General features: G+C 49.5%; 21 protein-coding genes. 7 read left to right on the top strand and 14 right to left on the bottom strand.

Features of this window, described 5'->3' with window-relative positions; all coding sequences use genetic code 11:
• Window positions 1-77: 77 nt before the first annotated feature.
• From KTO58_RS05245 to KTO58_RS05210, 8 genes are all read right to left on the bottom strand, one after another.
• The gene (locus tag KTO58_RS05245; RefSeq protein ID WP_095840398.1) at window positions 78-1,745 is read right to left on the bottom strand and encodes a RagB/SusD family nutrient uptake outer membrane protein; all 1,668 of its coding nucleotides are present in this window, start codon (window positions 1,743-1,745) and stop codon (window positions 78-80) included.
• Between the two features lie 20 nt (window positions 1,746-1,765).
• The gene (locus KTO58_RS05240) at window positions 1,766-5,182 is read right to left on the bottom strand and encodes a TonB-dependent receptor (RefSeq protein WP_095840399.1); all 3,417 of its coding nucleotides are present in this window, start codon (window positions 5,180-5,182) and stop codon (window positions 1,766-1,768) included.
• A 195-nt stretch (window positions 5,183-5,377) separates the two neighbouring features.
• Entirely contained in the window at window positions 5,378-6,418 is a 1,041-nt protein-coding gene (locus KTO58_RS05235; RefSeq protein ID WP_095840400.1) for a FecR family protein, read from the bottom strand.
• 118 nt (window positions 6,419-6,536) lie between these two features.
• Complete coding sequence (locus KTO58_RS05230) at window positions 6,537-7,412, bottom strand: helix-turn-helix domain-containing protein (RefSeq protein WP_225860069.1); 876 nt, start codon at window positions 7,410-7,412, stop codon at window positions 6,537-6,539.
• Between the two features lie 70 nt (window positions 7,413-7,482).
• Complete coding sequence (locus KTO58_RS05225; protein ID WP_095840402.1) at window positions 7,483-8,037, bottom strand: carboxymuconolactone decarboxylase family protein; 555 nt, start codon at window positions 8,035-8,037, stop codon at window positions 7,483-7,485.
• A 118-nt stretch (window positions 8,038-8,155) separates the two neighbouring features.
• Complete coding sequence (locus tag KTO58_RS05220; RefSeq protein WP_157753174.1) at window positions 8,156-8,701, bottom strand: RNA polymerase sigma factor; 546 nt, start codon at window positions 8,699-8,701, stop codon at window positions 8,156-8,158.
• A 354-nt stretch (window positions 8,702-9,055) separates the two neighbouring features.
• Window positions 9,056-9,940 (bottom strand): dihydrodipicolinate synthase family protein, encoded by an 885-nt coding sequence (locus KTO58_RS05215; protein ID WP_095840404.1) that lies wholly within the window; start codon window positions 9,938-9,940, stop codon window positions 9,056-9,058.
• Window positions 9,941-10,017: 77 nt separating this feature from the next.
• On the bottom strand, window positions 10,018-10,500 hold the full coding sequence (locus KTO58_RS05210; protein WP_225860068.1) for a cupin domain-containing protein: 483 nt from the start codon (window positions 10,498-10,500) through the stop codon (window positions 10,018-10,020).
• A gap of 155 nt (window positions 10,501-10,655) precedes the next feature.
• Here KTO58_RS05210 and pdxR point away from each other — a divergent pair, with 155 nt between their 5' ends.
• The gene (pdxR, locus tag KTO58_RS05205; protein ID WP_198315016.1) at window positions 10,656-12,116 is read left to right on the top strand and encodes a MocR-like pyridoxine biosynthesis transcription factor PdxR; all 1,461 of its coding nucleotides are present in this window, start codon (window positions 10,656-10,658) and stop codon (window positions 12,114-12,116) included.
• 179 nt (window positions 12,117-12,295) lie between these two features.
• On the opposite strand, the gene KTO58_RS28765 is transcribed toward pdxR, so the two are convergent.
• On the bottom strand, window positions 12,296-12,430 hold the full coding sequence (locus tag KTO58_RS28765; RefSeq protein WP_255408026.1) for a hypothetical protein: 135 nt from the start codon (window positions 12,428-12,430) through the stop codon (window positions 12,296-12,298).
• A 448-nt stretch (window positions 12,431-12,878) separates the two neighbouring features.
• Between KTO58_RS28765 and KTO58_RS05200 the strand changes: the two genes are divergently transcribed.
• From KTO58_RS05200 to KTO58_RS05185, 4 genes are all read left to right on the top strand, one after another.
• Entirely contained in the window at window positions 12,879-13,499 is a 621-nt protein-coding gene (locus tag KTO58_RS05200; RefSeq protein WP_095840407.1) for a hypothetical protein, read from the top strand.
• A gap of 21 nt (window positions 13,500-13,520) precedes the next feature.
• Window positions 13,521-14,183: a hypothetical protein gene (locus tag KTO58_RS05195; protein WP_095840408.1), complete on the top strand. Its 663-nt coding sequence runs from the start codon at window positions 13,521-13,523 to the stop codon at window positions 14,181-14,183.
• A gap of 111 nt (window positions 14,184-14,294) precedes the next feature.
• Window positions 14,295-15,035: a sensor histidine kinase gene (locus KTO58_RS05190; protein ID WP_225860067.1), complete on the top strand. Its 741-nt coding sequence runs from the start codon at window positions 14,295-14,297 to the stop codon at window positions 15,033-15,035.
• A gap of 181 nt (window positions 15,036-15,216) precedes the next feature.
• Entirely contained in the window at window positions 15,217-15,885 is a 669-nt protein-coding gene (locus KTO58_RS05185; protein WP_095840410.1) for a response regulator transcription factor, read from the top strand.
• A gap of 10 nt (window positions 15,886-15,895) precedes the next feature.
• Here KTO58_RS05185 and KTO58_RS05180 read toward each other — a convergent pair whose 3' ends face one another.
• The 3 genes from KTO58_RS05180 to KTO58_RS05170 all read right to left on the bottom strand — a co-directional run bounded on the left by KTO58_RS05180 (window position 15,896) and on the right by KTO58_RS05170 (window position 18,412).
• Entirely contained in the window at window positions 15,896-16,549 is a 654-nt protein-coding gene (locus KTO58_RS05180) for a hypothetical protein (RefSeq protein ID WP_157753175.1), read from the bottom strand.
• 124 nt (window positions 16,550-16,673) lie between these two features.
• A complete protein-coding gene (locus tag KTO58_RS05175) occupies window positions 16,674-17,384 on the bottom strand; it encodes a LytR/AlgR family response regulator transcription factor (protein ID WP_095840412.1) in 711 nt (236 codons plus the stop codon).
• Entirely contained in the window at window positions 17,381-18,412 is a 1,032-nt protein-coding gene (locus KTO58_RS05170; RefSeq protein ID WP_157753176.1) for a sensor histidine kinase, read from the bottom strand. The genes KTO58_RS05175 and KTO58_RS05170 overlap by 4 nt, the downstream gene beginning before the upstream one ends.
• Before the next feature lie 446 nt (window positions 18,413-18,858).
• On the opposite strand from KTO58_RS05170, the gene KTO58_RS05165 reads away from it, so the two are divergent.
• Both KTO58_RS05165 and KTO58_RS05160 read left to right on the top strand, forming a co-directional pair.
• A complete protein-coding gene (locus KTO58_RS05165) occupies window positions 18,859-21,054 on the top strand; it encodes an ATP-binding protein (RefSeq protein ID WP_225860066.1) in 2,196 nt (731 codons plus the stop codon).
• 62 nt (window positions 21,055-21,116) lie between these two features.
• Window positions 21,117-21,701 (top strand): histidine phosphatase family protein, encoded by a 585-nt coding sequence (locus KTO58_RS05160; protein ID WP_095840415.1) that lies wholly within the window; start codon window positions 21,117-21,119, stop codon window positions 21,699-21,701.
• Window positions 21,702-21,785: 84 nt separating this feature from the next.
• On the opposite strand, the gene KTO58_RS05155 is transcribed toward KTO58_RS05160, so the two are convergent.
• The gene (locus tag KTO58_RS05155) at window positions 21,786-22,697 is read right to left on the bottom strand and encodes a DUF4302 domain-containing protein (protein ID WP_095840416.1); all 912 of its coding nucleotides are present in this window, start codon (window positions 22,695-22,697) and stop codon (window positions 21,786-21,788) included.
• 39 nt (window positions 22,698-22,736) lie between these two features.
• A complete protein-coding gene (locus KTO58_RS05150; protein WP_095840417.1) occupies window positions 22,737-23,678 on the bottom strand; it encodes a substrate import-associated zinc metallohydrolase lipoprotein in 942 nt (313 codons plus the stop codon).
• Window position 23,679: the final 1 nt, after the last annotated feature.

The raw sequence follows: 23,679 nt of genomic DNA, 5'->3' as shown, positions 1-23,679 counted from the left end.
ACCTCCTACCTATTCACACAAAGGGCGCCCTTTCCGGACGCCCTTGTTTTCATTGTTCCTGTTCTCTATAATAATGGTTAGTAACCGGAGTTCTGTGTCAACTGTGGATTCAGGTCCCTTTCCTTTTGAGGCACCGGCATAAGATAGAGCTTATCATTCCATACGCGGTCCTGCGCGGGTGTATTCTCCAAGTCCATGATGGTCTTCATCACGTCGGGAGCGATCTTCCAGCGACGTATATCCATATAGCGCTGGCCTTCTACGGCCAGTTCTATCCTGCGCTCCCGGCGGATCGCAGTACGAAGGCGGTCCTGTGTACCGTATTGCGCACGGTCCAATACCGGCATGCCGGCGCGCACCCGGATACGATCGATCGCATCATACACCGTAGCATCCGGTCCGCTCAGTTCATTCTTAGCTTCCGCATAAGTCAACAACACTTCTGCAAACCGGAGCAGCATCGTATTGGCGTAACTATTAATACGCTCATTCCAGGCATCCGGATCTACCAGCTTACGGAAATTGTAACCTGTCCGGGAGCGGTTACTACCACCTTTGATCCATTTAAATACATAGTTGGCTTCCAGGTTGCTCCAGGGACTTTTGTCAAATAATATGCTGGCATAAAACCGGGGGTCCCTGTTCTTGTATTCTTCATAGAATAAAGGATCCGTCTCCCGCGCAGCATATCGTTTGGCTCGTTCAGCAGGTGACGGCGGTACTACCGGCAGTCCTGTCTTAAAACTTTCATAGGCATTGACCAGCTCCTGCGTAGGTGTCACAGAGCTCCAGCCTCCCATATCGGCAGACAACAGGAAGGTCGTGGTACTCTTGTCGTCCCGCTGTTTGATCAGTTGCCGGTCAAAGATCACTTCCTTGTTGTTATTGTTAGCTGCAATAAATAGTTTCTCATAGCTGCGTAATCCCAAACGGAAACGGCGTTGCTCTGCGGCATCTGTAAAGTTGACCCAGGCAGCATAATTATCCTGCGTGTCACGGCCACTCTCGCTGCTAACGGTAAACAGGTCATACCCAGGTATCGCCATTACTGCACTCGCGGCATCCACCGCCTGTTGCCACTGCCCGTTATACAGGTGCATGCGTGCTTTGAGGGCCAGTGCCGCGCCTTTGGTCGCCCTGCCCCGTTCTGTATGCGTCCCGTTGTCAGTACCGCCACCGGCATAACGCTCGGGTAACACCTTCGCACATTCGTCCAATTCCGTCAGGATGAAATTCAGCACCGTCGCACGTGGATCACGAGGCACATAGGAGCCCTCCGCCGTCAACACTTTGGTCACCAACGGAACATCTCCGATCTTGTTGACCAGGTTGCAGTAATAGTAAGCCCGGAGGAAACGCGCTTCCGCTTTATAACGTGCCTTCAACGCATCATTCATGTTCACCTTATCTACATTCTCCAGGAAATAGTTGGCCCGGCGGATCGCGTTATAATCCCACCCTTCATTCACATCCGTAGTAACGGTGCCCTGCGAAATAAAGGTCGCATTGCTCTCCCACTGATATTGCGCATGGGCATTGTCCGTCGCCCCATCATCGTAGATCACTTCTTTCCCCAGCGAATTATATATACCGTTCAATGCCAGGTAGGCATCGTTGTCATTTTTCCAGAAATTCACTTCCGGTATTTCATTCTCCGGCACCCGCTCCAGGAAATCCTTCCCACAACTACTCCACAGTCCGGACAAAACGATGATCGTACCTATTATAAAAGTCACTTTTTTCATACTCGTCTGTTTTGCCTTGTTTAGAATTTAATATTCACACCTGCTGCCCATGTCTTCACACCAGGATAACCACCCCGGCCGGATGCCATCTCCGGATCATAATCGGTCAGCCGCTTGTCCGCCATGAACGTAAAAGGGTTGTTGGCAGCGATATAGATACGTGCCGATTTCATCCCCACCCGTTTAGTCCAATTGGCAGGCAAAGTATAACCGGCCGTAATGGATCGTATACGGAAATAAGCACCGTTATACAACCAGAAGGAAGAGATGTTCTGGTAGTTATGTGAACCATCAGCGCTGGTCAGCAAACGGGGATACTGGGCATTGGGGTCCGGATTATCTTTGGTCCAGCGGTTCAGGTGATAAGGTTTTACACCAGCGCCGTTGAAAAACGAAAAGGAGGCCTCATTCACCAGGTATACCTTCACATCAGATACGCCGTAGGTGATCACATTCAAGTCTATCCCCTTATAAACCATACCCAGGTTGATACCATAGTTTAGCCACGGCACATCATTACCCATCACAACCCGGTCGTTGGCGTCGATCTTGCCGTCGCCATTCTGGTCTTTATATTTGATATCGCCGGCACGGGTAGCCACACTTTGTGTAGCGTGCTGCTTCACGTCATTCTCATCGCGGAACAGTCCGATCGCTTCATATCCGAAAAAGGAACCTACCGACTCGCCTACCTTCTCTATCCAGTAGCTGTTGATACGCTGCCGGTCGTCGCCCAGGCTGAGGATGGTATTTTTGATCTTGGATACGTTCACCGAAATGTCATAAGTGAAATCCTTTCCGATCCTGTTGCTATGCGACAACATGATCTCTACGCCCCGGTTGCGCGTAGAACCGGCATTCACAAAAGCCACCTTCTCTATGCCGTAAGTAGCAGGGAAGTTTTTAGCCAGCAGGATACCTTCTGTCCTCTTTATGAAATAATCCGCTGTCACAGAGAGCTTACCCTCCCAAAGGGTCGCATCCACCCCTACATTGGTCATATATACCTTCTCCCAGGAGGTCTGGCGGTTCACCCCTCTTACCTGCCAGATACCATCAGCGGCAACACCGTCAAATCCATACCCCAGGTTAGTGGTCAGGAAGGTGTAGTAGTTACCGGGTACCACTTCGTTCTGGTTCCCCAGTACCCCCCAGGAAGTACGCAGCTTCAGATTGTCAATCCATTTGATATCTTTCATGAACTGTTCTTCAGACAAGCGCCATCCGGCAGATACGGAAGGGAACCAGGCTTTGCGGTAATCAGGGTCAAAACGGGAAGAAAGGTCCAGGCGTAAGTTGGCTTCTAACAAATATTTTTCATCATAGTTATAGTTGATCCTGCCGAAGAAAGAACGCATCGCCCAGGACTCACTGTAAGTACCGTTAGGCTTCCTGGCTGCTGTAAGATCGGTCAGTTTATCTTCGGTACTGAAGTCTGCGGGATTGGAACTGCCCGCACCTACCGTACCCAGGTTGTTCACCGGGAAATTCCTCCTGCCGGTCAGTTGGTCACGGTATATATTGCTTTCCTGCGAAGCACCCACCATCACACGCGTATGATGCCGGTTGAGACTCTTCTCATATTCTGCATAGGCTTGCAACAATACCTCCTGCTGACGTATCCACTTCTCCTGCATCTCGTTGATCTTATTCTGTGTGGATGCCAGCGGTTGTTTGGTGATAAAGTCTGTCAGCGGCGGCATCGTACTCCAGAAACGGTTGGCTGTGCGGTAGTCCATCTTCAGCGATGCCAGCCCTTTGATGGTTAATCCTTTCAGCGGTGTCAGCGTTCCATTCAGTCCGCCCATGAAAGTAAAGTCCCGGTCTTTACGGCGACCAGCTTCATCGAGTATACGCAGCACATTGTTCTTGGCCGTAGTCCCATCGGTCACACCGCCATTCACCGTACCCCAGCTGCCATCGCTATGCCGCGCTACTGCTGTCGGCAGCGAACGGTTCAGCTCTGTCCAGCTTAGGTCGCCGCCATTATTGTCGATATCCTGTTTTACCATAGATACGTTAGCACCGATGTTCAGGATCGGTAATACCTGCGAAGAAGTATTTAAACGTACGGTATACCGGTTGGAACCTTTGTAGGGCACCAGCGACTCCTGGTTCATATAGCCGAAGCTCAGGTAGTACATGCTGTTCTTCGAACTACCGCTTACGCCTAATTGTACGTCTTTATAGGTGGGATTTTTCTTCAGGGTCTGTCCGTACCAGTCGGTATTGGGATACAGGTCCGGGTCGCTGCCATTCTCAAATCTGGCGATCTGCTCCGGCTTATAGATCGGCGACTTACCAGCGTTGGTCAACGCTTCATTATACAACCTGGCATAGTCTCCGGAACCAAGGTATTTAGGGATACGGGTAGGCGACTGAATACCATAGCTGGCATTAAGGTCTACACTCATCTTGCCTGCTGTCCCTTTTTTGGTGGTGATAAGTATCACCCCGTTTGCGGCACGCGAACCGTAGATAGCAGAGGAGGCCGCATCTTTCAGCACAGACATGTTCTCGATATCGTTGGGGTTCAGCGCGGCCAGGTCCCTGTTCGAAGATGGTATCCCATCAATGATCACCATAGGGCCAGGGCTGGACAGGTTGGTACGTCCACGCACGGTGATGGTACCCGCATCCCGGCCTACATCACCGGGGCGGCTCAATACCGTCAGGCCGGGTACCAGCCCCTGCAATGCATTCTGTACGTTCGTCACCGGACGGGCGGTCAGTTGCTGCGCACTTACTGTAGCAACAGAACCCGTCAGGTTCACTTTCTTCTGAGCACCATATCCTACTACCACCACTTCACTCAGCCCTTTGGTATCTTCCTGCAATACCAGGTCGATACGGGTACGATCGTTCACCGCGATCTGCTGCTGCAGGTAACCGATATAGCTGAATACCAGCGTAGCGCTGCCAGGCGCCTCTATCTGGTAACTACCGTCTGCTCCGGTAATAGTACCACGGGAGGTACCCGCTATCTGCACGCTCACACCTATCAGCGCATCGCCTTTACTATCGGTCACCTTTCCTTTTACCGGGATGTTCTGTATCACGGTAGCGCCGGGAGCGATCACGATCAGCTCTTTGTCCAGCTGCCGGAAGGTGAGCGAAGTATTACGCAATATCTCACTCAGCACCCTTTCGACAGTTTCGTCTTTTACAGTCACGGCAACAAACTGCTGATTAGGCAATACATCGTTGCTGTACACGAACCGTACATTACCTTGTTTTTCGATCAGCGATAACACTTGGGCAAGTTGCATCCGTTTTGTGTTGATCGTGATCTTCCCCTGCTGGGAATAAGCGTTGGCTGACACCTGTAGACAAGCTCCCAGCAATAGTATCGTGGTTAGCTTCATAAATCGGAGGAATACAAGTACACGCATCCCGGGCGCACTGGGCCGGCCCCCGGAAAGTTTGTTTTTTTTCATACTTTAGTGGCGTTAAAGGTCAATAAAATAGCGGCAGTCACCCTTACTTTCGACGGTCGGGTACTGCATGATCAAAAAATTGAACTTTGGCAAGAGGGAAATGTGTCCGCATTTCCCTTTTCATTTTGGTTGCTCGTGGTTTACTGTAATGTCATGGAATGTTTGATGTTTTTTGTTGGAAATTGTTCACTGTTGTTATTTGTAAATGCGCATTGTTCCTTCCTGTATTTCGTAGCGGAACGGATTGGAATATTGTAATGCTTCCATTATTCGTGGCAAAGACTCTCCCCGGAAACTACCGGTAAATCTGAATGTTTTTAACGTGGCATCATCGAAGATGATCGTTATGCCATACCAGCGTTCCAGTTGTAAGGCGATCTGCTCAAAGGTTTCATTGGAAAATACCAGCTTGCCATCCTTCCAGGACAACTCGGCATAGGTACTGTCTCCGGGATGCTGTGACGGTGTTGCCAGCATATACCCGGTCGTGGCCAGCTCAGCCTGTTCCGGCAATACATCCAGCTGATGCCCGGCCGCCCGGTTCACGACGACCAGTTTTTCATGTGGATGCAGCTCCATCCGGCGATCCTGCTGCTCCTTCATAACGACCGCTACCTTTCCGCTCAGCAAGGTGGTCTCTACGGTTGCATCGTCAGCATAAGCTTTCAGGTTGAAGCTGGTGCCCAGTACCTGTATGTCCACTACTTTTGTATGTATGATAAAAGGGGATTGTGACAGTTGCGCTACTTCAAAAAACGCTTCCCCGTTCAATGCGATCTCCCTGGTCGTACCCGGCTGCCAGTCTTTACGGTAATGCAGCTCACTGCCTGCATTCAGCCATACTTTTGTGCCATCCGGTAATGTCAGCTGCCGGGTGTTACCCGCTGAGGTGGCCAGCTGCCCGTTATATACCGGCTTGCCGGCATAATACTGCCAACCCCACCATCCCCCTGCCAGCACTACCACCGCCGCCGCTACCGGCCGCCAGATACGACGCCACAAAGGCATACGCACTACCAACGGCCTGACAGCCTCACCAGCATCCATCGCTTCCCGGATGCCGGCCCATAATACCACTCCCTCCCCGCTTAACGGGGCGTCTCCGTCTATTGCCAGACTTTCATACCAGTCGTGCAACAGCTGCCGCTCTCCTGCCGTATATGGTGCCGATTTGATATTCCTTCCCAACAACTCACGTATCGCTGGCGGAATATCCGGCTGGTTAAATGCTTTCATATGTGCTGATAAATAGATTGTCGTACAACAATAATAAGTGTACTAGATATAATTAAAAAAAATTAGCGACACCAGGTGATGCCGCTATACAACCAATATACTCTTATTATACCAGGTATTATACCTCCCCTTTGGCCATGCCCACCGTCGTACGGTAAAGCTGTGGCGACACCGAGGCATTACTCTTAAAGAACCGGCTGAAATAAAACTCATCCGTAAAACCCAGCTCATAGGCTATAGCCTTCACCGGCTTCGATGTCAAGTAAAGCTCCCGTTTCGCTTCAATAATGATCCGTTCTGCAATCAGATCCCGCAACGTACGGTTAAAATGACTTTTAGCCAGCTTGTTCAACGCCTTGGGAGATATATTCAGTAAAGCACCATAGTCCGCCGGACTATGCCTGGTACGATAATGCTCCTCAATGGCCTCTTTCAGATGCTTCAACAGGAAGGGCGCCGGCCCGCCGTCAGACACTATATCCGGACAAACAGCCAGTTTCATCCGCGACGCCATGATCAGAAAGACCTTCAGATAAGATACCAACAGCTCATATTGCCCTAACGCCGGCCGCTGCATCTCCGTCTTAAACTGCGCGACCAACCCCAGCAATGCCTGCAAGCCTGCCGTGTCTATATTGACCATCGGCGACCCATAAACATCGTTAAAAAGTATACCATTACAAGACACCTCCTCCTGATGCTTATGTATACAGAAAAAATCAGGATGGAACTGTATCAGCACGCCCTTAATACACTCCCGCTCCCGGATCAGAAAAGGCTGATATACCGAAAAACATAACAGGGTATTTGCCTCAAACATATACTCCGAAAAATCAACATTCAACTGCCCACTCCCCGCTGTCACCAGCAACATAGTATAACAATGTTGTTGCTGTAATTCCCGGAAATAATACCCGTCCTCCACATCCATCACCCTGAATGCCAGTATACCGGTCGCCGGATTGATCATAGTATTGTCGCACTGTGCTGTCAAGTAAGATAATTTTTAGTGAATAAAATAGGGGAGGAAAGAACCACCGCCCCTCCCCCACCGCTAAACTTTTTTACACTGCAATCGCAGCATTCAATTCCACTGCCGGGAAATCAAGCGATACCTTCAGCGCATTGTTAAAATAATTGGTGAATATATTCAATGATACATGTCCTATGATCTCCGCTATACCCGCATCATCATAGCCCGCCGCTTTCAGTGCCTGCACATCCGCTTCGCTTACGAACCCTCTCTTCTCTACCAGCGCCAGGGCGAAGTCCAGTGCCGCCTGTATTTTAGGCTCATCAGACCGGCCGGCTCTCGCATTGGCAATGGCCGCTGCCTGAATATGTGCCAATTTCTCTCCGATCACGCTATGCGCGGCATTACAATATTCACAGCGGTTCGCATTCGCTACCGTCAAAGCGATCAGTTCTCCCAGTTCAGGTCCGAGCTGCCCTTCTCCCAAGGCATTGCTGAAAGAAAGATAACTGCTCAACACCGCAGGTGAGTTGCCCATCGTGCGCATCATATTAGGTACCATACCCAATTTGCCCTGGATAGTGTCGAATAATGTTTTGGTTTTTCCAGTAGTACTGGCAGGATCGAGTGCTGTAATTCGTTGCATAATCTTAATTTTTTTGTGGTTATTGACAGGTCAAAGGTCAGCAACTATCCCTTCTGCAAACATGGACAAATGGAGTCAGTACATGGACAAACAGAACTGGATCAATATTCAGATGACGTTAACGCGCAGTGTAGGCAGACAGTCGCGCACGCAGGCGCTTCAGGGCGGTACTGATCTGGTTACGTACCGTCTGGTGGGAAAGAGAAAGTCGTGCGGCAATCTGCACCGCATTCAGTTCTTCATCACGGCTTAACAGGAATACTTCTTTCATTTTGGGGGGCATGGCACTGATCTCCGCTTCTACCAGGTTATTCAGTTCCTGGTAACCAAGCGCTTCCGGCACAATACTATCGTCTGCCGTCACAAAGACCGCCTCGTAATAACGGACCCTGACCTCCCGCTGCCGGTAATGATCGATGATCTTATAGCGTAATGCTGTATAGAGATATTGTAGTAAGCTCTCCTGTACCTGCAACACCTGCCGCCCCCTCCATAAAGACAGGAATATCTCCTGGACGATATCCCGGATGTCTTCCCGGTCGCCCAGCTTCTTCGATGCCTGCCGGTACAGTACTTCCCAGTATCGGTCATAGATCTCCCTGAAAGCTGACGGATCCCCTTCCTGTAACAGTACGAGTAACGCCGGATCAGATAAATGCTTCAAATACTCCCCCATTTGGTAATGAGGTATAAATATATAAACTTTTCCTGTCCGCCACTTTCTTATATCCTGCCTATAACATTCCTGTATCATTCCTATAACATTCGTATATCCTTTGTATAAGCTAAGCCTATACACACTTATACAATGAGTATACAATGGATATAGAACGACTATAGAACGGATATACATTGCTTATACAACGGCTATACAACGCTTATAGAAACATTTTACAACCCACTGTCCGATAAGCACTTGCATGCATACTAAAATATTACAATATGGACCATCCCTGCATCAGGAAAAGATCGCCCCATCCCGGAACGATCCTTTCCCTCCATACACCGGCAAACGCCTTTAGGCAGCACAAGCCTTCAGCAAAGATCCCAGGTAATCCATATCCACCGTTTCCAATGGCTGCAGCGGGCTACGCAGTTTGCCGGCGGCAATACCCTGTAGCTGCAAACCTGCCTTGATCGTACGCGGTAACCCTTTAGCACTGATAAACTGTAACAACTGGAACTGCTTATAGAACAGGTCATGCGCTTTTGCCAGATCGCGTTGCTGCATCGCCTGGTATAAACCCTGGTTCAGCTCCGGGATCAGGTTAGACGCCGCGGTACACCAGCCCCTGGCGCCAGCCGTAAAGGCCGCCAGCGCCAACGGGTTGGACCCGTTGTAGAATGCCACCTCTTCTCCCAGCTCTTTACGCAGGTAATGCATTCGCTGCACATCACCGGAGCTCTCCTTGATCATCGTCACATTCGGTATCTGCAACAAACGTTTCAACAGCGCCGGCGACATATCTACCCCACTGGTACCCGGGTTGTTGTACGCCATGATCGGGATGTTAATGGCCGATGCCACCCGTTCATAGTGGCAGAATATCTCGTCATCCGACAGCTTCCAGTAAGAAACGGGTATGATCATCACCGCCGCCGCACCCGCACGTTCGGCGAACTGCGCATGGTGAATGGTACGCTCCGTTGTCAGGTTGGATACCCCCGCCAGCACCGGCACCCGCCCGGCTACCTGCGAGATCGTTGCTGCCACTACCTGCTCTTTCTCTTCATCATTCAGATAAGAGAATACACCAGTGCTGCCCAATGGTGCAATACCTTGCGCGCCGGTAACCACCAGCCGTTCTACCAGCGTCCGGAATAAGGGGAAATCAATTTTTTCCTGTTCGTCAAAGGGTGTGATCGGATAAGCGATCACACCTTCAAATGGTACTTGGTTCATGAAAAATATTTAATAGCGTTATAACGATGCCGGCCGGTCGCCAGCCTATATATACTCCTGGTGATCCCTGCTGCCGCTTAGAAGTCACGCCCTTCTTCTTCCCGCAATGCCAATCCCAGGTTCTGCAGCTGTGGCGCATTCTCGCAGGCGATATACCGGGCCGGCGCCTGGTCGTCCAGGTTCTGATGACGATGCCATGCCCAGCTGGGTATATACACCGCATCGCCCGCCTTCCAGGTAATACGCTCCCCCTCTATCTCCGTCCAGCCAGTACCTTCCAATACATACAATACCGTTTCGTAAGTATGCCGGTGCTTGTTGGTCAGCTGCGATGGCAACAATCCTCCTATAGTCATACTCACATTTTTAGTGGGCAGGTCTACAAAAAATACGGGGTGCTTACGCTCTTTCGAAAACGTATCGTGCTCACCAGCCTGCTCTACATCGCGATGTACCAGCTTGGCAGGAATATGCGTTTTCAAGGTAGCGTAGGTCTTGTGAAAGTCCCCGGAAGTGAAATTGTCTGCTGCGGTTGCTTTTTTTTCAAGTGTCTTTTCCATATCATTTTGGTTTTATGTTGAAAGTGGATGGTGTTGACACAACAAAATTGTGGTATCTTTGGACCATCTGGATGAGCCAGTTTTTTATATTACTGATAGTCCAGTTATATACCTTTTTTTACCGGCTGCCTGTGGCAGGCCAGATCGTCTTACATATGAAATCTTCCTGGGATGCGCGTTTACAGTTGACTTTCACTACTGGCAAAGCAATCTATCTGCAGATTGCAGAACATATCATTGATGAGATCAGGCGGGGACGTTTGCATCGCGGTGATGTGCTGCCCAGCACCCGCGCACTGGCCACCCAGTTGTCTGTGAACCGTAACACGATCGTGCTGGCTTACGAAGAGCTACATGCACATGGGTGGATTAATGCCCGTTATAAGAGCAGCACCTGTGTCAGTGAAACGCTGCCCCCCAGCCTGGCCAGCAGGATACAACCGCCCGTGCGGCATCACCATACCGCCGTCGGCTTCAACCATTTTGAATTCCCCAAACCTAATGAACCGAAAAAAAAAGGCTTCCAGGTCATCTTCGACGACGGCCTTCCCGATGTCAAACTAGCGCCTTTGCTGGCGTTAAGCCGGGAGTACAAACGCATCTTCCAGCAGAAGACCCGCTGGCAGTTACTGGGATATCATGACGAAAGAGGAGATGAAAAACTGGTACAGGCCATCCTTCACCTGCTAAGCCAGGATCGTGGTCTGGCTGTAGCAGCCGATAATATTTGTATCACGCGAGGCAGCCAGATGGCGCTCTACCTGGCAGCCCGGGTATTGCTTCATCCGGGTGACGAAGTAGCAGTAGAGCACCCCGGATATAAACCGGCCTGGCATGCATTTTCGCTGGCCGGCGCCCGCCTGCAAACCATACCGGTAGACGAAGGCGGTATCGATGTAGCAGCCATCGCCCGCTTGTGTAAGAAGAAGAAATTAAAAGCACTGTACGTCACCCCGCACCATCAATACCCCACCACGGCCACCATGAAGATGGACCGCCGCATGCAACTGCTGGCCCTCAGCGAACAATATAATTTTATGATCATAGAGGATGACTATGATCATGAATACCACTTCGGAGCGCAGAGCATGTTACCACTGGCCAGCATGGACCAGTCGGGGCATGTCATCTATATCGGCACACTCAGTAAGCTGGTCGCACCGGCTGTCAGGATCGGCTTCCTCAGTGGGCCGGCCTCCTTTATGCAGTCTGTGCTGGCTTACAGAGGTGTCATCGACCGCCAGGGCGACCCGGTGATGGAGCAAGCACTTGCCAACCTGCTGCTCTCCGGCGAGATCCGCAAACACACCCGCAAAGCAGTCAACGTATATCGACAGCGCCGCACAGCCGCCGGGGAGAGCATCCGCTCCCTCCTGCCAGGGTTCGCAGACTATGCACTCCCCGAAGGTGGCATGGGTCTCTGGCTGCCACTGCCACCCCATATCACTCCCAGCCACCTGATCGCCCACACACAGCAGGCCGGCGTCAGTATCGTCTCACCGGAGAAATATTTCAGCCCGGCATATCAAGGCCCTACCGGCATCCGGCTGGGATACGCTTCCCTCAACGAAAAAGCATTTGAAAAAGGCCTGCGTGTATTGGCGGGCGCCCTGTAATTTATCTGCATCCCCAAGCCTGTATCCTCCTCATACCTCCCGTACACACTGCCTGAACATAGCAGTAACAAGCACTAATATTGATTGACCTGTAATGTTACCGCTTGTATAAGCGATCCCCCGTATGTCTATGAGCATTTTTTTTTGACCGCTAAATATCAATCATCATGAAAGCACTATTATGCAGTGTTCACCCGCTCGAGCGCGCTGCACTCAAAACCATCAAAGGTGGCGGCAGCCACTACCGCATTCCTGCCTGCGAAAGCTATACCTGCGACAATCCGGTAGGTACCAGGAAATGCCAGCAGTTGCATTGCGTTTGCAATGTCGACTCGCTTGAATGCACAAATCTGTAACACCGCCACACATAGGTAACACATCTTCCTGTCCGCAAAAGACAGGAAGGCCTACTATTTTCTGTCCTATCGTTACCGGCTATACTCTCTCCGTATGCTCTCCCAATAGCTCACCGTCTTCTAGCTACCAAAACGCTGTGCCTTTCTACTGAAAAACGGCTGCAGGCTTATATCTGCCGTAACAATTCTTTTACGCAAACTGCTTTTATCTACCGGCTAAATTGTCTAATTTGGCGCATCTGATAACAACAAAAATACTGCAGCATACTCAGGCATTGCCTATCTGTTAACCGTCACCCTTCACCTACTTCAGGTATTTATACCTGTCCTTTTTAAGCAACAATACCTTATTACCTTTTTTATTCATCGGCTATTTTACATTAACAAACCATTTAAACCCCCGATTATGAAACGCTTAACAAGCAATCATTCCCTCCTGACCACGACGACCGGCATACTGTTAGCCTGTGGAACCCTGCTGCTATCGTGTCAGAACAAGCCCAAAGACAAGCGGGACCTCACACCTGATTCGCCTTATGTAGCGGGCTACGGTGGAGGCGACAATGCCAGGATTGGCGCAGTACCTATCGCATTCGACACTGCTAAAGCCCGCCTGCATGTAATCCCGATCTCCCTGGCAAGCACCATGACCGCCAACTTCCGGACAGCACGCAAAACACTTGTCTCCAAATTGTTGGATACTGCTTATCTTACCAGTAGTTTTAACCTGGCTAATGCAGAAATGTTCAACAGAGACGCGATCGCATTGCTGCTGAATGTGCCCAATGCGGCAGGTATCCGTATCTACCATGGTAAAGACAACAGCGGCCTTATCCGTTTTGTACTGGTCCCTGTAGATGCTAATGGCAATGACATCATTACTACCCTGCTGCCCAAAACCATTAAAACAGTAGCCATGAACGATGCCGATAGTGCAGGTGCTGCTGCCAGAGGGGAGATAGAAGGAGAAGCCGTAGAATCCGGCCAACGCTGTCCAAGCACCTGCTCCTTCAGCGGACCACTTTAAGCACATTTAATCCATATTCTAATGAGTGCCTTATTTAACTTTTTAAGCAGCCAGACTGTTCTGATCCCCTTATCCATCGCATTAATACGTTATGATAGGGTGATCCGCTCCTTTCTGCCTTTCATACTCCTATTGTTGGTATCGTTTATCACGGAATGTCTCAGCTTTCTCTTTATCCGTGTCCTGCATACCAGCAATGCATTGGTACTGAATATGCATGGGCTGGTCGAAAGCCTGCTCATTGCATACCTGTTCTACCGGTGGAGTATGCTCAAGGAAAAACGGCTGCTATTCGGCGTACTCGGAGCTACCTTTATAGTGGTTTGGTTGGTGGAGAATATACTGCTTCAACAGATCATGAGCTTCAGCCCTTTCTTTCGCGTATTTTATTCTTTCGCCGTCATATTACTCAGTATCAACCAGATCAACTATATGATTGCACAAGACAGCAGTAATCTGCTAAAAAGCGCCACCTTCCTGATCTGTATTGGATTTATCATCTTCTTCATCTACCAGATCATATATGAGGCGGCCTATTTTGTAGGACAGGATAACAGCGATATTGCCAACAGGATCATCTATTTATTCGCGTTCATGAACGCATTCATTAATATGGTATATGCAATCGCCGTGTACCATATTCCGTTGAAAAACGAATATTATTTCAATAAACATTTTAAATAAACAGGCATTCATTATCTCCCTGCAGCTTACAGACCGGAAAAATCGCTTCTACCTGTAAGCTGCAATCTATAATATCGTATCTTTCCCTATCAGATCATTTACCCCGGAAGCATGGGCGATAAAATATTCTACACTACCATTTTTATTTCTTTGCTGATCGCGATCATTATCGTGTTTTTCGTCGTATCTATCATTCTCTATCACCGGCGTTATATCAAACTGCAAAGAGCCCGTATTTCAGCGAAAATTACCATCCTGGAAAATGAACGCAAACGCATTGCCGCCGATCTCCATGACGCACTCGGGCCCCTATTGTCCACCGTAAAGCTCAACATCAACAGCATAGAAGTGGAAGACGCCGGCGACCAGGAGATCATCCAGAAGTCAGGCAGGTATATCGACGAGATCATCCAGAGCCTGCGCCAGATATCTTACAACCTACTTCCCAATACCCTCGAGCGGAAAGGACTGCCGGAAGCAGTACGGGAATTCATCCGCAATGTCAGCCGTACGCAGGGACCCCTTATCGATTTCCAGGCCTTTCCTCAGCTGGACGTCCCCCCCGAAAAAGCCATTCATATCTTCCGGATCATCCAGGAGATCGTACATAATACCATCAAACACGCCCAGGCCCGGGAACTACAGATCGTACTCACCCGCGAACAGTCTTCCCTGCTGCTGCTGGCAAAAGAAAATGGCCGCGGATTCGATGTAAAAAAGACCAAAAATACCACCACCGGGCTCGGCATAAAAAGCCTGGAGATACGCGCCGATATTATGCATGGCACCTTTTCTATTCACTCCCACCCCGGACAAGGCACCCAGTATTTTATAAAAATACCTGTAGGATAAATCGTATATTAGCCGCAACGCACCTAAGTGAGCTGGTGTATAGGCTTTAGTAAACCGTAACAGACCCATGACCGGCAACGGTCAGCATTAATTTTCCGACTAAATTTGAAAGGGAACAGGGCTATCTCCGAGACCACATAAGCAAAGAAGGATGTTAGGACCCGCTATTTAATTTATACCAATGAATCAGGATATCCGCCTAGTGATAGCAGACGATCACGAAATTTTCAGGGATGGCCTGGTACTGATGTTATCCAAACAAAAAGATATCACCCTGGTAGGACAGGCCGGCGACGGACATGAACTCATCAACCTACTCCAGGAAGTCGACGCCGACATCGTGCTGACAGACATCCGCATGCCTCAACTGGATGGCATCGCCGCTACCCGGCACCTACTGCAACAACATCCTGATCTGAAGATCATCGCTCTTTCCATGTTCGACGAAGAGGATCTGATCGTCGAAATGCTAGAAGCCGGCGCCAAAGGTTATCTGCTCAAAAACGCAGACAAACAGGAGATCATCGATGCCATCATGCAGGTGAATGAAGACAATATCTTCTACTGTAAACATACCTCTGCCAAACTGGCCTCCATGATCGTAAAAAGTAAATTCAGCCCCGTCCGCGAAAAAGAACCCATCACCTTTACCGAGCGGGAAAAGGAAATCATCCGCCTGATCTGCCTGCAGTATACAGCACAACAGATCGGACAGATGATATACCTCAGCAAACGTACTGTAGAAGGCCATCGTACCAGGATACTGGAAAAAATGAATGTTCGCAATACTGCCGGTGTAGTCGTCTTTGCCCTCAAACACAATCTCATCAAAGAAGAGGAATTGTTATAGCCGGCATCCCTCAGGAAGCCTGCAATAACCGCATCACATCTGCCCGGCCCCAATGAGGGGCTCGCCGGTTGCCTGATGACGCTTCCAATAACCGCAACGCTTCCCGGCACAGCTGCCGGGCCTTGTCCTTATCGCCGCCAAACAGCACCGGCGTGTAGTACTTACCCAAAGCCTCCATATACCAGGCACGCGGATTATCCGGCGCCAGCTGTTTGGCCTTTGCCGCATCTTCCGCTGACAAACCGCTGTACCTGCGGCCATTCTTAATAGGGCTCACAAGTATCATTGCCCGCTGCGCCCAGCTGCTGATACATAATACCTCCGACAGCGCCCTGGACGACGTACCAGCCGTCAACAAAGCCTTCGCTTTATCCACCAGCACCATCGCCCGCTCTGCATAGGACGTAATCCGCTCCGGCGTCTCCCTATACAAATAAGCAATGCGGGTATTACAATAGGCCGCATAATACCAGGGGAGCCAATCCGCAGGATGTGCCTGCGTAAGCTGCCCGAATACGCCAGCCAGCACCTCATAATCCTTAACGGCTGATGCCTTGTCCAGCTGCTGTACGGCTGCCTCCAGACTTACCGGCCCGCTCTGCTGACCGTGAGCCAGCATACAACGGACACCACATAACAACAGGAAAAAAAGAATGGCTTTCATGGTAATATATTTTCAGGCAAAACTAGTCGCCTGTACTACTACCCTCGGGTAAATGCGACCAACAGTACTGCAAAGGAGAAGAAAGACCGCATTCTGCCGACTGCGCTGCCGGCAATATTATCCCTCAGCTACCGGGATGTTGCAATTGCTGGTAAATAACATCTTTATACGCATCCCCTACCGGCACTTCCCGGTTGCCGATCAGCAGGATATCTCTTTTTAACGCCGTCACCCGGTGTAAGGCTACGATATAAGATTTATGTACCCGGGCAAAATCAGCAGACGGCAGCCGCTCTTCCATAGCTTTAAGGCTCATACGCGTCACCACCGGCACATGGGTACTGGCGACATGTATCTTGATATAATCTTTCAACCCTTCTATATATAGTATATCCGACAACGTTACCTTGACAAGACTATACTCCACATTTACGAAAAAATAAGGCGGATATACCGGCATATCCGGTGCAGGCCGGTAGAACTGTTGTAATGCCTGCGCTTTATTACATGCCTTCAGGAACCGCTCCATCGCTACCGGTTTCAGTAAATAGTCGATCACATTCAGCTGATAGCTCTCCAACGCGTATTGCTCATAGGCAGTGACCAATATCACCATCGGCGGATGTAACAATGTCTGCAAGAACTGTAATCCACTGATGCCGGGCATTTGTATATCCAGGAAAAGCAGGTCTACCTCCTGCTGCTGTAACAACGCTGCCGCTTCCATCGCATTCCAGCAACGCCCGGCTAACTGCAGGAAAGGTATCTGCCGTATGTTATCTTCCAGCAGGTCAAGCGCCAGTTTTTCATCATCGATCGCAATACATCTGATCATTCCAGTGGTAGTTGTAAATGGACAATAAAGATATTCCCTTCCTGCCGGATATGCAGCCGGTACCGCCCGGGGTAGAGCAGCTCCAACCGGGACCGCACATTAGTTAAACCAATACCAGATACCTGGTCTTTCGACTGGCCTGGTACTTCCAGGAAATTATTTTCCACGACGAAGTGTAATGCTGCCGCCGCTGTATACATATGGATATGTATATACGGACCGGTTACCATTCCGATCCCATGTTTGAATGCATTTTCTACAAAAGGGATGAGCAGCATCGGCGCTATCAATTGCTCTCCGATATCCGGCCAGTCTTCTGTTATCTCCACTTCCGTATCAAACCGCATGCGCTGCAGCGCAATATAGTCCTGCACATACGCTACCTCCTGCCGCAAGGGTACCCGCTGTACTTCCGGCTGGTACAGCATATAACGCATCAATCCGGACAACCGGATCAGCGCCGGCTCCAGCTGTGACGCTCCCTGCCGCGATAAGGCCACCATCCCGTTCAATACGTTGAACAGAAAATGCGGACTCACCTGGGAACGCAACAGTTTTAGTTCCGTTGCCAGCTGCATCGCCCGCTGTTCCTGTAATAACCGGTCATGCCGCATCTTATCACGTATTAACCGATAAATAAACCCAGCTGCCGCCAGCAGTACAGAAGGGAAAAAGATATACCGTCCGGTATAACTGTCGATCGCTACTTCCCCGAACCAGCCCTTCAACAATCCTACCTTCGCAGCGTTGGTGATCATTACTAATAGCAACAGGCAAAGGAAATACAGCCACCACGTGCGGCGATGGAATAAACGGGGATATAAAAAGAAGACATTGCAATAAAAGAGTAAGATGTTCAGTAATCCGGCTATCAGGAAAAAAGTATAGGGCAGCCCGTAGCGCCTGCCCTGTTCCCGCCATTCAGGCATGTTCAGCAGCTGGGGAAGTAACAACAAGGCGCTCCAGAAGACGACGTGCCCCATAATCGCCAGCCAGTTACGCTTTATCAAGGTCTTTATTGCCTGCATATCCATTCGTAAAAATAGGATTAAATCCAGCCGACTGTGCCCACGTCGATCATCCGTTAATATCCCGCGACGAAACGGGCATTTTTGTCGTGCCAAAAAAAAGGCCTCCTCTACGACAGCTGACTATCTATTTCATGACAAATGACACCGTGGTAATCCCCCGTAGTTGCGGGATACACCTTTATCGGTTCGTATAAATACGGGATGATAAAAATTCGGATTTATGCGTTTATAATAAGGCCCTCTACCTGCTATGCTGCTTGTATGTTTTTGTTCCCTGCTTAATAATCTAATTATGAGCAGTTATTAAATATAGCTTTTTCAATCATTATATAGAAGTCAAATATAAGTAGCTCATAATCTATAAGTTACCTTCATGCAAACTTGCAAGAAGCAAAGGGAATTGGCTAATTTTGCCAGTGGACTGCAACAAGCCACCGTCATTCATGCCTATCTTATCAGAGAAAAAGACTTTTTATCACTTTGCTCTCATCGCGTTCCTCGTTATTGCGCTAACTGCTATTTTTTTTATCGGTTTTTTCCGGCAGAAAAGTTCCAGGCAACTCAGTTCGTCTGTGAAAGAACTGGTGGGCGCCCACGCGGATATCGCCAGGATAGACGGGGTGATACAATCCATGTACGCAGCGGAGAACTATTTCAGGTTTTATACACTGACTTACGAAAAGAACTACTACAATAAGTATAACGTAGAGCTAAACAGTATCGCCAATCAGCTGGATTCGCTGAGCAATGCCGATAAGGAGAGCAGCGAAAGATTACAGGCATTGCTGATCAACAAAGAAAAGAGGGCTTCCATCTTTGTCAAGGTAAAGCAAATGACCGATTCCCTGCTGTTGTTCTCTCACAAGATAGATAGCCTGCGGCCGGCAGAAATATCATTGGCAGGTGCCAGGAACCTGCTTCCCCGTACCCCTACCCGTACCGACACGATCATTACATCGGCGTCTCAAGCCGGCAGGAAAAAGCTGTTCGGCAGGCTCAAAGATGCGTTTGCCAACAAACCCACCAAACAGACCTCCCAGAAGATCATACGTAGTGGAGTAGATTCTTCTACCAGCTCGACGACAACAGAGACCCAACAACTACGCAAACTGCAGCAATACTATGACCAGCAGTATAAAAATGCCGTACGTAATCACCGCAACCTGAACCAGCGGGAATACGAGATGGTGATGGCCAACGAGAACCTGTTCAAGGAACTGCAACACCAGCTTTCCGCGTTGAAAAGTGAGGAGCTGGCGGCAGCGGATAAACGGCGGGTCATTTTGGGAGAAAATATTGACCAGACTATCTACAAACTGGATCGCAATGCCCTCTGGATGGCCTTGCTGATGCTGGTGTTACTGGCATTCATTTTTTACTCTATCATCCGTTTGTACCGCAATGATAAACGACTGTTACAGGCGAAGAAAGAGGCGGAGCGATTTGCCAAACTGAAAAGTGAATTTATTGCCACGCTCAGTCATGAGATCCGTACGCCGCTTAATTCCCTGGCCGGCTATTCTGAGTATCTGGCTAAATCCAGTCTTGCACAGGAGCAGCTGGAAACGGTGGATGCGATCAAACTCTCTTCAGACATGCTGTTGTCTGTCGTGAATAATATACTGGACTTCTCCCGTATGGAGACCAACCGTTTGCAGCTGAGTAATGCGGCTTTTTCTCCCCGTGAGGTGATTGAAGGCGTAGCCAAAGGACTGATGATACAGGCGCAGAAAAAAGGATTGACACTGATCACACATGTGTATTTCTCTGGCGCTATCAAGTTGAAAGGGGATAGTTTCCGGCTGAAGCAGATCGTTGTGAACCTCGTCGGTAATGCGATCAAATTCACCAGCAAAGGCAGCATCACTATTAGCGCCACGATGCAACAGGATGGCGACAAACGCCTGCTGAAAGTGTCTGTAGCAGATACCGGCATAGGTATTGCGCCGGACGACCTGCCTATTATATTCGAAGAGTTCACGCAGGCCGGCAAACATAAAAACCGGGCCGAACGCCAGGAAGGCAGCGGGCTGGGACTTTATATCATCAAAAAGATTATTGATCTACATAAAGGAAAAATCACTGTGCAAAGTACACCGGGCAAAGGTTCAGAATTCCGCTTTGAGATCCCTTATCCTGCAGCAGACACCCCTTCCGGTGCCAACAATGCCGTAAAGCCTACTATTCCTAATTCCAACACCGACATGACAACACCTCAGCACCCTACACCAACTTCCGGCCAGCCAGGCGAAAAGCCTGTATTACTGGTCGCAGAGGACAATGTCCTCAACCGAAAAATGCTGGCCATGATCCTGGATCAGGCGGGCTATCCTTTTACGCTGGCCGCTGATGGCCGGGAAGCGCTGGATCTCTTCCGGCAGCATAAGTTTGATATGGTCCTGACCGATATCGACATGCCCACGATGGACGGCATTACGCTGACCAGTGAGATCAGGCGGATGCCTGACACAGCTAAATCGGTAGTACCTATCCTGGCAATCACCGGTAATGTACTGGATGAAGACCTGGTACAATATACCAAAGCCGGTGTGGATGGCTTCATTTTCAAGCCTTACCGCCTGGAAGAGGTGACCGAAAAGATCGTGCAATTCAACGTTTTAAAGACCCTAAAAAGCTAGTGCTGTGAGACCTGGCAGTAAATTTGTATTTTGTCTGCCGGACTAAATCACAGGGAACAGATATGACGCAAATTGGTATCATCCGTCACGGGATCACACAATGGAATAAGGAAGGGAGAGCACAGGGAAGTACGGACATACCACTCGATGAGGAAGGTATCCTGCAAGCCCATCTTTTAGGTAAGAAGCTGGCGCAGGAACCCTGGGATCGCATCTTTGCCAGCGACCTTAAGCGGGCGAGAGAGACCGCCGAGATCATCGCCGGTTACGTTGGTATTGACGCTGTCCTGACTGATATCCGCCTTCGTGAAGCCGGCGCCGGGCAGCTGGAAGGCACCACGGAAGCCGAAAGGGTCGTGAAATGGGGCGCAACCTGGAAGACGCTGGACCTGGGTGGAGAAAGCAAAGAAGAAGTGGTTGCCCGAGGACTATCTTTCCTGCAGGATATCACCGCCCACTACCCTGGCGAAAAGATACTGATCGTCAGTCATGGTGCCTTTATCCGGTACCTGCTGCCGGCACTGCTGCCCGATATTGCCATCACGGAGCCACTGAAAAACACCTCGCTGACGCGGCTGGTACGCCTGGAAAGTTCCTGGAACTGCGAGTTGTACAATTGCACCCTACACCTGGACGTAGCCGTATAATCTCCGATAATCCTACTAAAAGATAAAGCCGTACAACCACACAGGTTATACGGCTTTTTTCATGATGATGGCATAGGTCACATCCTACTTCAAGGTAAGTGTCTCCTCCACATCGCGGTAAGCACCAGCGGTGTTGATATAAGACGTCTTGAGGAATATCTGCTTCAGGCTGGCATCATAGGAGTAATCCAGTACTTTAAAGCTGCCAGCAGTAATGCTATTAGTCAAGGTAGGGCTGGGCACCACGCTGGTGATCTTGCTGGTAGCCGGATCAAAGGTGATACGATACAGCCAGCCATTACCGCTCTGGTTGGAAAACTCTACGCCAACGGTATTAGGAATGGTCAGCGGCACTGCTCTCTTTTCTGCCGGGATCGCCACGGTAGTGGGCGTACCGGTGGGTGTACCACCCGGATAAAACAATGCCCTTCCTTTTACTGCATAGGTACCCGCTAGCGGATACAGTGAAGTGGCTAAAGTAGCTGAATTGGCAGAATCTGTAGGGCTGGCTTTATACAGCTTGGCATCACTGCCATTGTATTTTCCTTTCAATACAAAAGAATCTGCGGTACCAGACAATATCTCAAATTCGAAGTCTGCAGAAAGTCCTTTACCAGTCAACGCACCGGGCACCTGTGGTACCGGGTTGGAGAGATCATGCAGGTACGTGTAAGTATCAAATATCAGCTCCGGCCGCTGCATCGCCTTCAGGCGAAAGCTGCTTTCCAGGGCAGGTTGTGCCTGATACCTGGATATCACCCTGTTGTTATTCCCAAAGCGGTTCCAGAAGAAATACACGTAGCGATAGTTGGTATCAGCAGGTGCTATTGCCAGCTTCCATCCATTGGGCGCACCCGAAAGTTTGGCCTGGTAATCCTGCAATACGGCGTCCAGCCTCGCATCAGATGTCTTATCAAATACGGTATCGTCCAGGCCTTTGTTACAGGCGCTGAGGCCTGCCAATGCCAGCAACGTATATATGAGCGTTTTTTTCATTCAGAACAGTTTTTTAATTAGCAGTAGCCACACCGGCCCTTATTTGGTTAATTCCTTGATAGATTCCTGTACCAACGTTTGCAGATAGTACAAGTCCAGTTTGTAAGAATCTTTGAAGTACTGTACTATCAATGCTTCTTTCTGACGCAGCTTGGCAATACCATCCTTATTTTTCGCCAGGATGGGTCCTATACGGATGTTATAATCCACATCGCTTTCCCCGTTGTTTTTGGCCGGCTTGGATGCCAGGAAGTCTGCGATACGTTTCTCATATCCGTCTTTACCCCATACAAGCATCCAGGCTACGATCTCTGCGATGTCTTCTCCGGGTTGGCTACGGCCGTAATTAGATACGAATCCATAACGGAATGGGGGATCAGTAGTGGCATTAATCTGGTTCCAGCTACCTGGCAGATAAGCATCCGCGGTTATTTTTTCGAAAGAAGGCGGATAAGCTTTTTTCTGGTTGAGGATATGGGTAAACTCGTGATGGATCAGCTGCGCCATCTCCTCTACACGGGCTCTGTCCTTCTGGTTGAACGTGTTCATCGAAAACAGCAATATACGCAGGCCACCTTCTGCCAGTCCTGCAACACCGCTGCCGTCTTTATTCAACGCCGGGCTGCCGGATAATACTATCTGCTTGGGTGCATACTGTTTCATGAACATATTCGTACCCGCAGCCTTATTATAAGTGTCTATCCATAGCCGTAATACTGACTGCGTTACCGGGATCACCACTCCTTCTTTTGGCGGCACCAACGTAAATACAAAGTCGAATTCCGTGATGTCCCATTTATATTTCATCTCAATGTTATAGGGAGATGTGATAGAGTCGTATAGCCATTTGTCCAGAGCTGTCTTTTGCCATACATCTCCCCCCAGCCCATTAATAGAAACATTTTCGGGTATATCTTTTTTCTTGCAGGAGATCAGGCCGATGGTCAGCATCCCCAGTAAACCTATGATTGCTCTTTTCATT

It is taken from the genome of Chitinophaga pendula (genome assembly GCF_020386615.1).
Lineage (GTDB): Bacteria > Bacteroidota > Bacteroidia > Chitinophagales > Chitinophagaceae > Chitinophaga > Chitinophaga pendula.
The sequence above is the reverse complement of the archived record's forward strand: the minus strand, read 5'-3'. Positions and strand labels throughout refer to the sequence as shown.

What these genes read in the sequence shown, in the direction of transcription:
- KTO58_RS05245 (WP_095840398.1), bottom strand. Translation starts at nt 1,745, where the DNA reads ATGAAAAAAGTGACTTTTATAATAGGTACGATCATCGTTTTGTCCGGA.
- KTO58_RS05240 (WP_095840399.1), bottom strand. Translation starts at nt 5,182, where the DNA reads ATGAAAAAAAACAAACTTTCCGGGGGCCGGCCCAGTGCGCCCGGGATG.
- KTO58_RS05235 (WP_095840400.1), bottom strand. Translation starts at nt 6,418, where the DNA reads ATGAAAGCATTTAACCAGCCGGATATTCCGCCAGCGATACGTGAGTTG.
- KTO58_RS05225 (WP_095840402.1), bottom strand. Translation starts at nt 8,037, where the DNA reads ATGCAACGAATTACAGCACTCGATCCTGCCAGTACTACTGGAAAAACC.
- KTO58_RS05215 (WP_095840404.1), bottom strand. Translation starts at nt 9,940, where the DNA reads ATGAACCAAGTACCATTTGAAGGTGTGATCGCTTATCCGATCACACCC.
- KTO58_RS05210 (WP_225860068.1), bottom strand. Translation starts at nt 10,500, where the DNA reads ATGGAAAAGACACTTGAAAAAAAAGCAACCGCAGCAGACAATTTCACT.
- pdxR (WP_198315016.1), top strand. Translation starts at nt 10,656, where the DNA reads ATGAAATCTTCCTGGGATGCGCGTTTACAGTTGACTTTCACTACTGGC.
- KTO58_RS28765 (WP_255408026.1), bottom strand. Translation starts at nt 12,430, where the DNA reads ATGCAACTGCTGGCATTTCCTGGTACCTACCGGATTGTCGCAGGTATA.
- KTO58_RS05200 (WP_095840407.1), top strand. Translation starts at nt 12,879, where the DNA reads ATGAAACGCTTAACAAGCAATCATTCCCTCCTGACCACGACGACCGGC.
- KTO58_RS05195 (WP_095840408.1), top strand. Translation starts at nt 13,521, where the DNA reads ATGAGTGCCTTATTTAACTTTTTAAGCAGCCAGACTGTTCTGATCCCC.
- KTO58_RS05190 (WP_225860067.1), top strand. Translation starts at nt 14,295, where the DNA reads ATGGGCGATAAAATATTCTACACTACCATTTTTATTTCTTTGCTGATC.
- KTO58_RS05185 (WP_095840410.1), top strand. Translation starts at nt 15,217, where the DNA reads ATGAATCAGGATATCCGCCTAGTGATAGCAGACGATCACGAAATTTTC.
- KTO58_RS05180 (WP_157753175.1), bottom strand. Translation starts at nt 16,549, where the DNA reads ATGAAAGCCATTCTTTTTTTCCTGTTGTTATGTGGTGTCCGTTGTATG.
- KTO58_RS05175 (WP_095840412.1), bottom strand. Translation starts at nt 17,384, where the DNA reads ATGATCAGATGTATTGCGATCGATGATGAAAAACTGGCGCTTGACCTG.
- KTO58_RS05170 (WP_157753176.1), bottom strand. Translation starts at nt 18,412, where the DNA reads ATGCAGGCAATAAAGACCTTGATAAAGCGTAACTGGCTGGCGATTATG.
- KTO58_RS05165 (WP_225860066.1), top strand. Translation starts at nt 18,859, where the DNA reads ATGCCTATCTTATCAGAGAAAAAGACTTTTTATCACTTTGCTCTCATC.
- KTO58_RS05160 (WP_095840415.1), top strand. Translation starts at nt 21,117, where the DNA reads ATGACGCAAATTGGTATCATCCGTCACGGGATCACACAATGGAATAAG.
- KTO58_RS05155 (WP_095840416.1), bottom strand. Translation starts at nt 22,697, where the DNA reads ATGAAAAAAACGCTCATATATACGTTGCTGGCATTGGCAGGCCTCAGC.
- KTO58_RS05150 (WP_095840417.1), bottom strand. Translation starts at nt 23,678, where the DNA reads ATGAAAAGAGCAATCATAGGTTTACTGGGGATGCTGACCATCGGCCTG.